12 protein-coding genes are annotated in these 13,367 nt (G+C 50.1%); 5 read left to right on the top strand and 7 right to left on the bottom strand.

What is annotated here, in order from left to right; all coding sequences use genetic code 11:
• Nucleotides 1-2: 2 nt before the first annotated feature.
• Both proC and ACQKDS_RS15675 read right to left on the bottom strand, forming a co-directional pair.
• A complete protein-coding gene (gene proC, locus ACQKDS_RS15670; protein ID WP_399672490.1) occupies nucleotides 3-824 on the bottom strand; it encodes a pyrroline-5-carboxylate reductase in 822 nt (273 codons plus the stop codon).
• A 25-nt stretch (nucleotides 825-849) separates the two neighbouring features.
• The gene (locus ACQKDS_RS15675) at nucleotides 850-1,557 is read right to left on the bottom strand and encodes a YggS family pyridoxal phosphate-dependent enzyme (RefSeq protein WP_399672488.1); all 708 of its coding nucleotides are present in this window, start codon (nucleotides 1,555-1,557) and stop codon (nucleotides 850-852) included.
• Between the two features lie 20 nt (nucleotides 1,558-1,577).
• On the opposite strand from ACQKDS_RS15675, the gene ACQKDS_RS15680 reads away from it, so the two are divergent.
• The 5 genes from ACQKDS_RS15680 to ACQKDS_RS15700 all read left to right on the top strand — a co-directional run bounded on the left by ACQKDS_RS15680 (nucleotide 1,578) and on the right by ACQKDS_RS15700 (nucleotide 9,775).
• Nucleotides 1,578-2,570 (top strand): type IV pilus twitching motility protein PilT, encoded by a 993-nt coding sequence (locus tag ACQKDS_RS15680; RefSeq protein WP_399672486.1) that lies wholly within the window; start codon nucleotides 1,578-1,580, stop codon nucleotides 2,568-2,570.
• A gap of 158 nt (nucleotides 2,571-2,728) precedes the next feature.
• Nucleotides 2,729-3,361, top strand: coding sequence for a response regulator (locus ACQKDS_RS15685; protein WP_399672484.1), 633 nt, complete (start codon nucleotides 2,729-2,731; stop codon nucleotides 3,359-3,361).
• Complete coding sequence (locus ACQKDS_RS15690) at nucleotides 3,351-6,884, top strand: ATP-binding protein (RefSeq protein WP_399672483.1); 3,534 nt, start codon at nucleotides 3,351-3,353, stop codon at nucleotides 6,882-6,884. The genes ACQKDS_RS15685 and ACQKDS_RS15690 overlap by 11 nt, the downstream gene beginning before the upstream one ends.
• Nucleotides 6,885-7,006: 122 nt before the next feature.
• Entirely contained in the window at nucleotides 7,007-7,465 is a 459-nt protein-coding gene (locus tag ACQKDS_RS15695) for a DUF1090 domain-containing protein (RefSeq protein ID WP_399672482.1), read from the top strand.
• Between the two features lie 141 nt (nucleotides 7,466-7,606).
• Nucleotides 7,607-9,775 carry a fimbria/pilus outer membrane usher protein gene (locus ACQKDS_RS15700; RefSeq protein ID WP_399672480.1) on the top strand — a complete coding sequence of 723 codons (2,169 nt, stop codon included), beginning with the start codon at nucleotides 7,607-7,609 and terminating at the stop codon, nucleotides 9,773-9,775.
• Here the strand turns inward: ACQKDS_RS15700 and ruvX are convergent.
• From ruvX to endA, 5 genes are all read right to left on the bottom strand, one after another.
• Complete coding sequence (gene ruvX / locus ACQKDS_RS15705) at nucleotides 9,738-10,160, bottom strand: Holliday junction resolvase RuvX (protein WP_399672478.1); 423 nt, start codon at nucleotides 10,158-10,160, stop codon at nucleotides 9,738-9,740. The genes ACQKDS_RS15700 and ruvX overlap by 38 nt on opposite strands.
• On the bottom strand, nucleotides 10,160-10,723 hold the full coding sequence (locus tag ACQKDS_RS15710) for a YqgE/AlgH family protein (RefSeq protein ID WP_399672476.1): 564 nt from the start codon (nucleotides 10,721-10,723) through the stop codon (nucleotides 10,160-10,162). The genes ruvX and ACQKDS_RS15710 overlap by 1 nt, the downstream gene beginning before the upstream one ends.
• A 99-nt stretch (nucleotides 10,724-10,822) precedes the next feature.
• The gene (gene gshB, locus ACQKDS_RS15715; protein WP_399672474.1) at nucleotides 10,823-11,773 is read right to left on the bottom strand and encodes a glutathione synthase; all 951 of its coding nucleotides are present in this window, start codon (nucleotides 11,771-11,773) and stop codon (nucleotides 10,823-10,825) included.
• Nucleotides 11,774-11,788: 15 nt separating this feature from the next.
• Nucleotides 11,789-12,520, bottom strand: a complete 732-nt coding sequence (gene rsmE / locus ACQKDS_RS15720; RefSeq protein ID WP_399672472.1) for a 16S rRNA (uracil(1498)-N(3))-methyltransferase — start codon at nucleotides 12,518-12,520, stop codon at nucleotides 11,789-11,791.
• 66 nt (nucleotides 12,521-12,586) lie between these two features.
• Nucleotides 12,587-13,282: a deoxyribonuclease I gene (gene endA / locus ACQKDS_RS15725; RefSeq protein ID WP_399672470.1), complete on the bottom strand. Its 696-nt coding sequence runs from the start codon at nucleotides 13,280-13,282 to the stop codon at nucleotides 12,587-12,589.
• Nucleotides 13,283-13,367: the final 85 nt, after the last annotated feature.

Raw genomic sequence — 13,367 nt, forward strand, 5'->3', positions numbered from 1 at the left:
TATTAAAATGATTTTTCCATTTCTTGTGCACGGGAAACAGCGGCCTGCATCGCTTTAGCGACGGTTTCAGGCAAGTGTTGTTCATTGAATACGCGCAATGCTTCAGCGGTAGCACCGCCTTTTGATGTCACCTGCTCACGCAGGGTCGACAGCGGCGTATCGGCATTGGCTTCGACCAACGCTGCCGCACCGCTGGCGGCTTGCTGTACCAGCTCACGCGCCTGTTGGCTACTAAAGCCCATGCGCATGGCTTCTTGATGCATGGCTTCCATAAACAAAAAGAAGTAGGCCGGCGCGCTGCCTGCGGCCGCAATGACACCGTTGATGCCATTTTCGTCATCGACCCAACAAACTTTACCAACGGCATTCATCAGTTCGCTGGTGAAGTCACGATCCTGTTGGCTGACCTGCGAAGGCGCGAACAAACCACTCATGCCTTTGCCCACCAGCGAAGGGGTGTTCGGCATAATACGCACGATATTAAGGTTGTCACCCAGTATCTGATAGAAACGACCGATCTGCACGCCAGCGGCGATTGACAGTATGAGCTTATTGCTTAAATCGACGTGCTGCTGCAACGGTTGGCACACCGCTGCCATGATTTGCGGTTTAACCGCCAACACGATGACTTCGGCCTGTTGCGCACAGGCGATGTTGTCGTCACTGCTAACCACACCGTAATCGGCAGCCAGCGCGTCTCGATTGTGGGCGGAAGGGGCACAAACGCTGATCGATTGGGCGGGATACCCACCGCTAACCAGACCGGCAATGATAGCGCGTGCCATGTTGCCAGCGCCGATAAAGGTAATTTTACGATGTTGCATTATTTCGTTTCCCTCGTATGTTCTGTCAGGCCTGTGAGTAATTGCGGGCGCCGAAAATCGCGGTACCGATGCGAACCAGCGTGCTGCCCGCGGCGATGGCCGCAGCCATATCGTCAGTCATGCCCATCGACAAGGTATCTACCTGCGGATAATCCTGTTGCAAGGCGTGGAAAGCATCGCTCATTTGCTGAAACACTGCCAGTTGACGCTGATAATCACTTTCCGGTGCCGGTATGGCCATTAAGCCGCGCAGGGTTAACTGCGGCATGGCCGCCAATGCCTGTGCCAATGGCGGTAACTCAGCCAATACAATGCCAGATTTACTTTGCTCATCGCTGATATTTATCTGGATTAACACGTTGAGCGGCGGCAGAACTGATGGGCGCTGATCGTTCAGGCGTTGAGCAATGCGTACTCTGTCAACGGTATGGCACCAGGCAAAATTTTCTGCCACCAGCCGGCTTTTATTGGATTGTAGTGGGCCAATAAAGTGCCACTCTAAACCCGCTCCTTCTGGCTGCGAGCTGAAATACTGGATTTTGTCGACGCCTTCTTGCACGTAGTTTTCACCAAATGCCCGTTGACCGGCGGCAATGGCTTCTGCGATTGCCGCCACAGGTTTGGTTTTACTGACGGCAAGCAGTGACACTTCTTCTGGAGCGCGTGCGCAGTTTTTAGCTGCGGCATCAATACGGCTCCTGACATCCTGCAGATTCTGTTGGATAGTGCTCATTATTGACCCAGGAGATTGATATGGATATCGATGAGTTTGTGGCGCTTAGTGTAAAGCATAATGCTTCCGATCTGCACCTTTGTACCGGTCATCTGCCGATGTTACGTATAGATGGTGAGCTCCAGCCACTTACCCAGGGGAGCATTTTGTCTGCGGAGCGTATGCAATCGATGTGTAATACGCTGCTGACGCCACAGCAACGGCAGGTATTACAGCAGAGTGGGCAACTTGACAGCGCATTGTCAACGACTGACGGTCGACGATTACGTGCTAACTTCTTTTTGCGTAACGGCGGTGTTTCAGTGGCTCTGCGGATGATAGCCGAGCGGTGTCCGTCGTTGGCAGTGTTGCAGGTGCCGATGAGTATTGGTGCGTTAATTCAGCGCGAGGATGGCCTGATTTTAGTCACGGGAGCCACCGGCAGCGGCAAGTCGACGACGTTGGCGGCGATGATCGATGAAATCAATCAACATCAACGGCGACACATTCTGACTTTGGAAGATCCGATCGAATTTATTCATCACAGCCAATTATCATTAATTCAGCAGCGGGAGTTAGGGCGTGATACGCACAGTTTTGATGAGGCGTTACGTGCGGCACTGCGCGAAGATCCTGACGTGATTTTATTGGGGGAATTACGTGATACAACGACCATTCGTCTGGCGTTGACGGCGGCGGAAACCGGGCATTTGGTCTTGGCAACGTTGCATACTCGCAATGCGCCTCAGGCGGTAGAGCGGTTAGTGGATGTCTTCCCGGCAGAAGAAAAACCTTATGTCAGGGCGCAACTAGCCAACAGCCTGCAGGCGGTGATTGCGCAAAAGCTGGTGCGTAAGCCAGCTGGAGGGCGAACGGCGGTGTTTGAAGTTTTAACGACCACCCCGGCGGTCAGTAGCATGATCCGTGAAGGAAAAACTCACCAGTTAGCTAGCGTGTTGCAAACGGGGGCGCAATTTGGCATGCAAACCTTCGAGCAGGGATTGCAGCATCGAGTTGCGCAGGGAATATTATAATGCCACAATCACGAAAATTAATTAAAATGTGCAGGATATTATAAATATCCATCTATTTACTTGCTAAGACTATTTTCTTGGCGAAGTGCCCGTGGCTGTATGATGGGTATTTGAGAAAGGTTGTCTCAGATTATTCTAAGTTGAATAAGGAAATTCTTATGAATACCTGGCTGATTGTTGATGATCATCCTGCTATCTGTTTTGCAGTAAAGGCTATTTTGTCCCCTCTTGGTAATAATCATATTGTCACTGCAACCAATGGTATGACAGCGCTGGCGCAGATAAAAGAAAAAATGCCCGCTTTGGTCATCTTAGATATCATGTTAAATAAAATGGATGGTTTGCAAGTTCTACAACATATTCGTCAGATTGAGCCCAACATCAAAGTGATTGTTTATACTGGATTGCCTGTTGATATCTATGCTGAACGGGCATTACGTGCAGGGGCTTCTGCTTTTTTTAGCAAGGATATGGATATTGTCCAATTGGTTCCACTGTGCCAATTAGTGTTGCAAGGTTACGCCTGCTTTCCGCAAACGACTATTACGCCATTATTGCGTGCGCCAGTACAAAAAGAAAACACATTAGCGCTTCTTTCAGATAGAGAGTTGGCAGTATTACGATATTTAGCCGAAGGGCTGAGCAATAAAGAAATTGCCGATCGTTTGATTTTGAGTAATAAAACTATCAGCACTTATAAGACTCGTCTGATGGAGAAATTAAAGATAGATAACATGGAAGAGTTGATTACTTTCTTTGAACATCAGAAAACGTGTGTCGATGATGAGTAAGTTATTTTTTATACTGTGGTTTATTTGTTTGACGGCCTCGGCCGAAGGCTCGTTACCTTATCGCGAAATTAATTTAGTCGGCAGAGGAAAAATTCAGTTATCTGAGCCAACGTTAAGTAATGCTGATTGGCAGTGGCTGCGCCGTAAACGCGTGTTGATTTTCGGTCTTGCTGCACCGAATTACCCTCCTTTTGATATCACCAGCGGTATGCGCGATTATGGCGGGATTAATGCGGACTATCTTGGCATTATTGGTTACAACCTCAACGTCCAGATCAAGGTTCGCTACTACGAGGATAATGCGGCATTACGCCAAGATTTAGCCGAAGGAAAAGTTGACCTCATTGGTAATGTGGCGATAAAGCGTGGCGTGGCCTCTGGCTTGCTGCTTTCTACACCTTATGTTCCCGTGACGCCTGCATTAGTGGCGCGAACTGACGGCCTGTTGCGGCAACATCAGCCCAAAAATATTGCCGTTGAGCGTTTGTATCGTGATAACCCGAGTTTAATCAAACAATATCCCGGCGCGCATTTTCAGACTTTTGACGTGCCACGGCGTGCATTAGAGGCGTTGTCATTCAAAAACCTTGATGAGTTTATCGGTGATGCTACTGTCGCACGCTATTTGATCAATCAGGGAAACTTAAATAATTTACGACTGCAAATGCTGCCGCTATCGGGTATTCATGGTTTTTCATTTGGTGTGACGGATGGCAATGTGCGATTGCAGCGAATCGTGAATTCGGTACTCGGTATGATCCCCGAAAGTACGCATGCTGCGATTCAGAGCAGATGGAACGGTGGCATCCAAATGTCTCAAGGGGAAAAGCATCTCTTGTTGACATCGCTGGAAAGAAAATGGGTTGAAGAGCATCGCAAGGTTCGATTGGTGGTTAATGGTGATTTTGCGCCACTAGGCTTCTTCGATTTTCAGGGGACCTTTCGTGGCTTAACTGCCGACATTCTGGATGCTATCTCCAATCGTACCGGACTTGAGTTCGATATTATTCGTGCAAAATCTTTGCAAGATTCGCTAAATGTGATTAAAGCAGGCAAGGCGGATGTGGTTGCTGGCGTCACGGTTGATGCGGCGTGGCCGAATGGCTTACAGACAACGCGTTCTTACCTGTTTAATTCTTGGGTTTTGGTTGGATTACCTTCGCAGGATGAGGAGGAACAACCACGCAAGATTGCGTTGGTAGATGGACATCCCTTGCGGGAATTTCTTTCCGCCCAATATCCTGGTAGCCATATCGTTCCGGTGGCATCGCCGCAAGCGGGGATCGATGCCGTGAGAAAAGGAAAGGCGCAGGCTTTGGTGTTGCCGATGATCAGTGCGGATTATTTTCTAGCCCATGAACCTCCTGATGGGTTACGTATTCTAAGTTCGTTAAACACGGAACCGGCCCGTTTTGTGATTGGTATTTCGGGGAATGAATATCCATTAGCCACGATTATCGATAAGGCCTTACTGAATATTCCTCCGGAAGATATTCATGCGATGACCAGCACCTGGTACAACAACACCTATTTACTTGAAGGGGCGCAAAGCGATAACAAAATAAAGTACCGCTATTACCCTTGGTTACTTTTAGGGCTGGTTATGGGGCTAGTGTTGATGGCAACAAGCTTGATCATTAGCCGTATTCGGCACAAGCGTTTTTTACAGCAGCGTTGCCAATTTATTATTGATAGCGTGCCGTTGCCGATCTATTTAGCCGATTGGAAAGACCGCATCATTATGGGGAACATTAAATTTTTTGAGGCGGTTAATGCACCGGCTGCTGAGGTTGTCGGCGCTTTGTTGGATGATTATCAGTTGAAAACCCCCGCATCGTTAAATCTTGAGCTCGGTGACGAGGAGCAGGGCGAGACGTTGTTCGTTACCCGACACATTAATATTGGGGCGGAGCCGCGCACGTTACAGCAGTGGAGCCGATTACTGATGCGCGAAAACCAGCGGGTAGAGGGCAAATTGGGTGGGTGGCTTGATGTGACTGAGCGTGACCGCCTGATTGCTCAATTGCGGCAGGCCAAGGAGCATGCTGACGGTGCCAATCGCGCTAAAACAACGTTTTTAGCCACGATGAGCCATGAGATTCGTACGCCATTGAATGCCATTATCGGTATGCTGGAACTGGTACTGAGCCGTAAACAGAGTGATAAGGATCAGGACATGGCGCTCATCGGCATTGCGCATGAATCTGCTCATTCTTTATTGGCGCTGATTGGCGATATTTTGGATATTTCGCGCATTGAGTCCGATCGATTGATTCTGCATCCTGAACGAGCCGATATTCGTCGTTTGATCGAATCGGTTGCCATGTTGTTTGAAGGCGTGGCTCGTCAAAAAGATCTGGCGTTCAAATTGGATATTGACGCCGAGATTTCCGGCGACGTATTTATCGATCCCGTGCGTTTCAAGCAGGTACTTTCCAACTTATTGAGCAATGCCATTAAATTTACCGCCCATGGGCAAGTCTCTATTTGCGCAGCGGTAGAGCAAATCAGTGAAGATCGCATTGATCTGCGGCTGCGGGTTTCCGATACCGGTAAGGGAATTGATACAGCGATGCAAGCACGCCTGTTCCAACCCTTCACTCAGGGCGGCGGCGAGAGCGGTGGTGCGGGGCTTGGGTTATATATCTGTCACAAACTGATAGAGATGATGGGGGGCACCATCAGCTTAAGCAGTGAAGTAGGCATTGGCAGCGAGGCGACGGTGACATTATCGGTGGCCAGGCTGTTGAAGTTCAGCCCACAGTCGGTAAGGGCAAGCGGTTCCGTATCCCCATCCGTCAGTTTACAGATTCTGGTAGTAGAGGATCATGCCGCAGGCAGAATGTTATTGACTCAGCAGCTTTTGTTTCTCGGTCATCAGCCCGTAGCGGCAGCCGATGGGGAGCAGGCTTTGGCTTTGTTTGAGCAACAACGCTTTGATTTGGTTATTACCGATTGTCAGATGCCAAAACTGGATGGCTATAGTCTTAGCCGTCGAATTCGCCAAGGTGAGTGTGAGCGGCAACTGAAACCGGTGACAATTTGGGGCTTAACCGCCAACGCACAGGAAACAGCGCGTGCGGCCTGTTTACAAGCCGGTATGGATGATTGCCTGTTCAAACCGATTAATCTGGAGATATTAAAGCGCCAATTGATCGCACTGCCTGCTACGAGCGTCGGTGACCGCCAAGAAACGAGCTTTTCGGGTCTGGATCGCTTGCCAGCGGAGCTGCGTCAGCCAGAAGTCCTTGAGGAGTTCATTTCGACGATGTTGCAATGCCTGCAAGAGGACTGCGCGCAACTGAGACTTGAGCTCGATACCCAGCCGTTGGCAGCAGAAAACTTGATGGCATTGGGGCATAAGTTAGCGGGTGCCGCAAGACTGGTAAATGCTGAAGAGATGAGCAAGGCGTGTCAGCTATTGCAGGAGCAGCCGGGTCTGGGCACCGCTGAGGCTGTGTTGTCACAAGCCCAGCTATTAAGTGTTGAACTAAGGAAGAGTCTACGGACTACAAACGAATAGTCCTTTCCTACAGGGTAGTTGAGACGTCTGCAGATTTTAATGTAAGTCCGTTCAAACTAATCTTTGTCCTCCAGGAAGGAGGGGGCTCCTCTCCATGTTTAGTAATGTTAAAGGATAACATAATGAAAAAGATGACTAAGTTGGCTGTATTACCAATCGTTATGGCTCTGGGTGTTGGCTTCTCTTCATTAGCGAATGCTGGCTACGGTTATAACTGTGATGCGAAAGTTGCAGCTATTGAATATCAAATTCAGCAGGCTGAACGCTATGGTAACTACTACAAAGTAGCTGGCTTGAAGCGTGCTCTGAATGAAGTGAAAGCACGTTGCAGCCTGACTGACAACAACGCAGGCGCTATTCAAAACCTGCAAAATAAAGTAACTAAACTGGAACGTAAGCTGGCTGATAAGCAAGAAGACGTACGCGAAGTACAAGCCGATCTGCGTGAAGCTCAGGCTCGCGGCGACGCTAAGAAAATCGCTAAGTACCAGCGTAAACTGCAAGACAAGAAAGCTGACGTGAAAGAAATCCGTCAAGAACTGAAACAGGTTCGTGCTGAGCTGGCTTCTCTGCAGAAGTAACTGATTGCATATAGCCACGGCAGCTATCATTGCTTGAATCAAGCGGGATAGGTGGAGATGTTGTGGTAACCAAGAGGCGCTGATGCGCCTCTTTTTGCGTGTGTTAATACATTGATTTTGTGGTTTGCACTCAGGGATAGAATGAAACCCGCTTTTCGTTTTGCTATTGCGCCTTTAGCTCTGTTCGCCAATAGCGTCTTGGCTGAAGACAACCCCATTTATCTCATCTTAAATGACAATTTTAAGGGCGAGGTGCCTGTTCACCTTGGCGTCGATGGATTGCCATGCATCACTGCGCCTTTACTACAGGAAGGTGGTGTTCCTGAGGCGTCTATCCAGACGATGGAGAAAGATGCTACGGGCTGTATTCTGCCAGCGGTGTTGCAAGAGCAGAAAATCAACGTGTCATACGATGCTGTTGCAGAGTTGCTCACCGTGGATATCCCCGCCAAACTGTTAGTAAACGACACCATGGCGCGTTGGGATGACGGCGTTAATGCGGCTTTTGTGAGTTATCAGGTTAACTATGGCCATTATTCTGCTGAGCAGTCTCGTGATGCTGAACGCAATTACAGTCTGTATGCAGACTTTTTTGCTGGGGCGAACATCGGGGCTTGGCGGTTGCGTTATCAACCGGTTTACCAGAAAGATACCTGGGGCAATCCTACCTGGCATACGGAGAAGGCGTTAGCGTACCGGGATATTAAAGCCTGGCGCGCGCTACTCACGGTGGGTGACAGTTCGACGCCGTCGGTATTGTTCGAAAATGTCAGATTTCGCGGTATCACCTTGGTGTCTGATAGCCGAATGCAACCTGAGGGATTACGGCAGTTCTCGCCTTGGATTCGTGGCGTGTCGCGCAGTAATGCCGAAGTGAAAGTACGGCAAAATGGTGAAGTGATCTACCAGACGTTTGTCCCTCCTGGGGTTTTTGTCTTGAAAGATGTTTATCCTCCCGATCTCCAAGGTGACCTTACCGTGACGATAAAAGAAAGTGACGGTAGCGAGACTGAACGTAAAATTCCTTATTCATCAATGCCTAATCTAGTTCATGGTGACCAGTGGCGCTATGACGTTAGCGTAGGGAAGTATCGGCCTTACTTTGGCATGGAAGAAGAACAGCCCAAATTTATGCAGGCATCATTAAGCTACGGTCTACCGGGCAAAGTGACGTTATATGGTGGCCTGCAAGCAGCGGATATTTATCACAGTGTTGCCGTGGGGATTGGTAAAAGCTTTAACCAATGGGGGGCATTCTCTCTGGATTACAACTATTCATTGGCTACGCAACCGCGTCGCCCGTCATCAGACAAAGGTAAGATGGTTCGGGCGCGTTATGCGAAAGCTTTTCAGGGATGGGAGTCTTCAGTCAGTGTGTTAGCGCAGTACTATCCGCGGCAGCGCTATCGGACTTTTGGTGATGCTATCGAGCAGCAGACGACCTATTGGTGGGATTGGGAAGACGGTATTTATGTCGGTGACTTTGATGATGAGAAAAAGTACCGGCTCGAAGCGCGTTATACTCAATATCTGTCAGACTCAGACAACCTTTACCTGACGCTGGCGCGGGAGGCCAGACGCGGCAGAAATAAAGGTAATAGTAGTGTTGAGTTGGGGTACAGTTCGACTTGGGGCGCAGTTGATGTAAACCTGTTTGCGGAATACAACCGAACGTCGTGGGGCAAAGAGCAGAGTCAGGTTGGACTCTCTTTCTCTGTGCCGCTTGATAAACTATCGATGCCACGTCTCAAACTCAATTACGACCACACATTTGCGAAGAATGGCGCGGATAGCCGACGAGTGGGCATTAGCGGCACTGCGCTGTCGGACTATAGCCTGAGCTACGATTTGAGTACTACTCAAAGGCAAAACCGTGGCAGTAGCCAAGATGCAAGCGCCAGCTATCAATACAATGCGGGCTCGTTACGCCTTGGGTATTCGCAAGGCCAGGGTTACCGGCAGCAAAACGCCGAGCTTACCGGCAGTATTATGGCACACCAAGAAGGGGTTACGCTGGGGCAAATGCTGGAAGAAACCATGGCGATAGTTAGCGTGCCGGGTTCTCCTGGCATCGGTGTGGATAACCAATATGGCGTGACTACCGATTGGCGCGGCTATGCCGTGGTTGGCATGTTGACCCCTTATCGAGTCAACCGACTGTCGCTGGATACTTTCAATCTACCGGAGGATGAGGAACTGCCTGAGCCAGAGAATGAGGTGGTGCCGACCGCTGGGGCGATTATGTTTAGCCGGTTTGCCCCAGCGCGTAAAGTTAACCTGGATGATGTTCAAACCAGCTCTCCAAAATAACCACTGCCGAGGCTGAATCGACACTGCCTTTGTCTAACGCACGGCAGCCGCCGCGATCAAACAGGTGAGAGCGGGCTTCCACGGTGCTCAGACGCTCGTCATGCAGCGCGATTTGTACGCCAAAGCGGCCATGCAGTCGGTTGGCAAACTTGCGAGCGCGTTCGGTCAGCGGTTGTTCGGTGCCGTCCATATTCAGGGGAAGGCCAACGATGACCAGATCCGGTTGCCACTCTTTCAGCAGTTTTTCAACCTTCTGCCAGTCTGGCGTGCCGTCTTGCGCTTTGAACGCTGCCAGGGCACGGGCGGTTCCGGTGATTTCCTGGCCGATGGCAACGCCAATGCTTTTAGTGCCGAAATCAAAGGCGATAAGGGTGCGGTTGCTCATCAGGCACGTCCTGCGTGATTGGCGATGCGGCGAATATCGATACCCAAACGGTTTGCCGCTTCGCGCCAGCGGCTGGCTATTGGTGTGTGAAACAGAATATCGCTGTCAGCCTCACAGGTCAGCCAGACATTTTCCAACACTTCTTGTTCAAGCTGGTTTTTTTCCCAACCGGCGTAACCAAGAGCAACCAGTACATCTTGCGGTTGTTCCGGAGTGCCCAGCGTTTCCAGCACGTCTTTAGAGGTGGTGATCATGGTGTCCGGTGAGATTTGTATGCTTGAGTCAAACCCAGAACGTGGCGTGTGTAGAATAAAACCGCGGTCGTCAGCCAACGGGCCGCCAGCGAATACCGGTTTATCCAGGATAATGGACGGATCGCGCTCCCTAGGCAAAATCTGAAGTTTGCTCAGCACGCTTTCGACCGTGAATTGTTCCATAGGTTTATTAATCACCAAACCCATGGCGCCGTCTTCGTTATGTTCACAGATATAAATCACTGCGTGTTTGAAGCGGGGATCCTGCATCGTTGGCATGGCGATAAGAAAATGATGCTGTAAATTCATAGCGATATAAGAAGTTAAGTGAATTGTCGTCAGTATGCGGTGAAAAGGTGGCGAAGTCACGAGGTTACGGGCGATAGTCTGACCCGTAACATCATTACATCAACGTGTAGACAGACGCTTTTCGATGGCATCCATCAGCATACCGGTAATGGAAACCGGGAAGGCGGCTTCGATCTCGCGTACACAGGTTGGGCTGGTGACGTTGATTTCTGTCAGGCGATCGCCAATAACGTCCAAACCAACAAAAATGAGTCCTTTCTCTTTCAACGTAGGTGCAACCGCACGGGCAATTTTCCAGTCGCTCTCGCTCAGTGGGCGGGCTTCTCCACGCCCACCGGCGGCCAAATTACCCCGCGTTTCTCCCTGAGCCGGGATGCGCGCCAGACAGTAAGGAACCGGCTCACCATCAACCACCAGGATGCGTTTGTCACCTTCCTTGATCGCAGGGAGGAAGTTCTGCGCCATACAAAAACGGCTACCGTGTTCAGTCAGCGTTTCGATAATCACTGACAGGTTTGGATCTTCCTGCTTAACGCGAAAAATGGAAGCGCCCCCCATGCCGTCTAGCGGCTTGAGGATGATGTCGCCGTGACGCTGGTGGAAGGTGCGGATGTGCGCCGCATTACGGCTGACTAAAGTGTCTGGCGTCAGTTCTGGGAACCAGGCGGTGAACAGCTTTTCATTACAGTCGCGCAGACTTTGCGGCTTGTTGACCACCAAGGTACCTTGTACTTCTGCGCGTTCCAGAATATAGGTGGCATAGATGTATTCGGTATCAAACGGCGGATCCTTACGCATCAGGATCACGTCCAGATCGTGTAATGCCAGATCTTGTTCGCTGCCGAAGCTGTACCAGTTTTCTTTGTCTTCCTTAACATTCAACAACCGGGTTCGGGCACGGCCGTCACCGGCATGTAAATAGAGATCGTTCATCTCTATATAATGCAGTTCCCAGCCACGGCGCTGAGCTTCCAGCAGCATGGCGAAACTGGTGTCTTTTTTGATATTGATGGATGCGATAGGGTCCATCACGATGCCGAGCTTAATCATTGTTTCTCTTCTCCTTTAACCCAGATCGCCAAAACGCACCTGCAGCGCAGTAATTACGGTGAGCGCGGTGGTTTCTGTACGTAAAACGCGTGGCCCCAGCAGGATATCAGTAAATCCGTGGTCGGTGGTCATCGCAATTTCTTCAGCGGATAAACCGCCTTCCGGCCCAATCAGCAAGCGAACATGGTTCACCGGCAGTGGCAGGGTATTAATGCTATGGCTAGCACGTGGATGCAGGTTCAGCTTTAGGCTGTCATCTTGTTCCGCACACCAGGCTTCGAGCTGCATCGCTTCGCGGATTTCCGGGATGCGATTGCGGCCACATTGCTCACAGGCGGCGATGGCGATTTTTTGCCATTGCTGTCGTTTCTTAGCCAAACGCTCGCCATCCAATTTAACGCCACAACGTGCTGAAAACAGTGGGGTAATGGTGTTCACGCCCAGTTCAATAGACTTTTGGATAGTGAACTCCATCTTCTCTCCACGAGAAATCACCTGGCCTAAATGCAGGTTAAGCGGTGATTCACGATCTTCCAACTGCCCACCTTGAACGCGTACCTGCACGCTTTTTTTATCCACTAGGGTGATTTCGGCATCGAACACCTGGTTACTGCCGTCGAACAGTTGCAGTGCTTGGCCGGGGCTCATGCGTAGAACACGCCCGACGTGGTTAGCCGCATCTTCGCTCAGGGCAATGTCAATATGGGAACTTAGCGGCTCCGGGTGGTAAATGCGAGGTATGCGCATAATTATTTTCTCATCCTGACGAAACGCGCAGCCGATGCGGCTGCAAGTTGAACTATCAAAGCTATGTTAGCTCTTTTGTCGCTGACAAGCCTGCTGAATATACGGATTGTGATTCCCTTGCACCTTAGCGATGCGTGCCTCGCGCTGGCATTCCCAATCGTTTACCGGATATTGGCGATTCCACACTTCAAAGAGTTGGGTTTGCTGACGTGACAGACGCAGATGATAACGATCGCGCATATAAAAATAGGTGCGGGCAATCGTACCGCGCGCGCGCGCCGGGGGTTCTGTCTGTTTACTTTTGAAATTGACTTTCATTGGGCACTGACCATATTGGCCTTCGCCGCCGCGCCATTGGCTATACATAAAATTACTGCGATCGCCATTCACTTCGCCAACGGCAGGTTGCAGATTATGCAGATCGGTTTCTATCCGGCGATAGCTGGGATCTTTATTACAGTTTTTGCGTCCGCCGTGCTGCCAACATTGCAGTTGGTGGCCGAACTGCCAAGCAGGAACAACATGTTCCCATTCAATGCGCCCGGCACGTTGAGCATTCTTACGTGGCTGATAGCCGCAGCTATTGAGATCGGGAATGCCTTTTTTACCGTGCCAGTTAATTTTACAGCCGCAGTAAAAGCTGCCGGGGGCGTCTTGATTGATTTTGACCGCCGCCGTTTTTGCCTGCGAAAAGTTATTGATGCCATGCGCCTGTACCGCGCCAGAAATGAGAACCACTGCGAAAAAAAATTTGCGAAGCATATTCCAAAACAGCTCAAAATTGGAAAAGCAGGCAGGGTAACGGATGTGACCAGTAGGCGCAAATCTTGATATCGCCTTGTTTTAA

This window comes from Serratia sp. NPDC078593 (assembly GCF_050268245.1).
Taxonomy (GTDB): Bacteria; Pseudomonadota; Gammaproteobacteria; order Enterobacterales; family Enterobacteriaceae; genus JBNNGK01.

Bases quoted from the DNA above. Each gene is read 5' to 3' on its own strand.
- proC (WP_399672490.1), bottom strand. From the start codon at position 824: ATGCAACATCGTAAAATTACCTTTATCGGCGCTGGCAACATGGCACGC.
- ACQKDS_RS15685 (WP_399672484.1), top strand. From the start codon at position 2,729: ATGAATACCTGGCTGATTGTTGATGATCATCCTGCTATCTGTTTTGCA.
- ACQKDS_RS15680 (WP_399672486.1), top strand. From the start codon at position 1,578: ATGGATATCGATGAGTTTGTGGCGCTTAGTGTAAAGCATAATGCTTCC.
- ACQKDS_RS15675 (WP_399672488.1), bottom strand. From the start codon at position 1,557: ATGAGCACTATCCAACAGAATCTGCAGGATGTCAGGAGCCGTATTGAT.
- ruvX (WP_399672478.1), bottom strand. From the start codon at position 10,160: ATGAGCAACCGCACCCTTATCGCCTTTGATTTCGGCACTAAAAGCATT.
- gshB (WP_399672474.1), bottom strand. From the start codon at position 11,773: ATGATTAAGCTCGGCATCGTGATGGACCCTATCGCATCCATCAATATC.
- ACQKDS_RS15700 (WP_399672480.1), top strand. From the start codon at position 7,607: ATGAAACCCGCTTTTCGTTTTGCTATTGCGCCTTTAGCTCTGTTCGCC.
- ACQKDS_RS15690 (WP_399672483.1), top strand. From the start codon at position 3,351: ATGATGAGTAAGTTATTTTTTATACTGTGGTTTATTTGTTTGACGGCC.
- ACQKDS_RS15710 (WP_399672476.1), bottom strand. From the start codon at position 10,723: ATGAATTTACAGCATCATTTTCTTATCGCCATGCCAACGATGCAGGAT.
- rsmE (WP_399672472.1), bottom strand. From the start codon at position 12,520: ATGCGCATACCTCGCATTTACCACCCGGAGCCGCTAAGTTCCCATATT.
- endA (WP_399672470.1), bottom strand. From the start codon at position 13,282: ATGCTTCGCAAATTTTTTTTCGCAGTGGTTCTCATTTCTGGCGCGGTA.
- ACQKDS_RS15695 (WP_399672482.1), top strand. From the start codon at position 7,007: ATGAAAAAGATGACTAAGTTGGCTGTATTACCAATCGTTATGGCTCTG.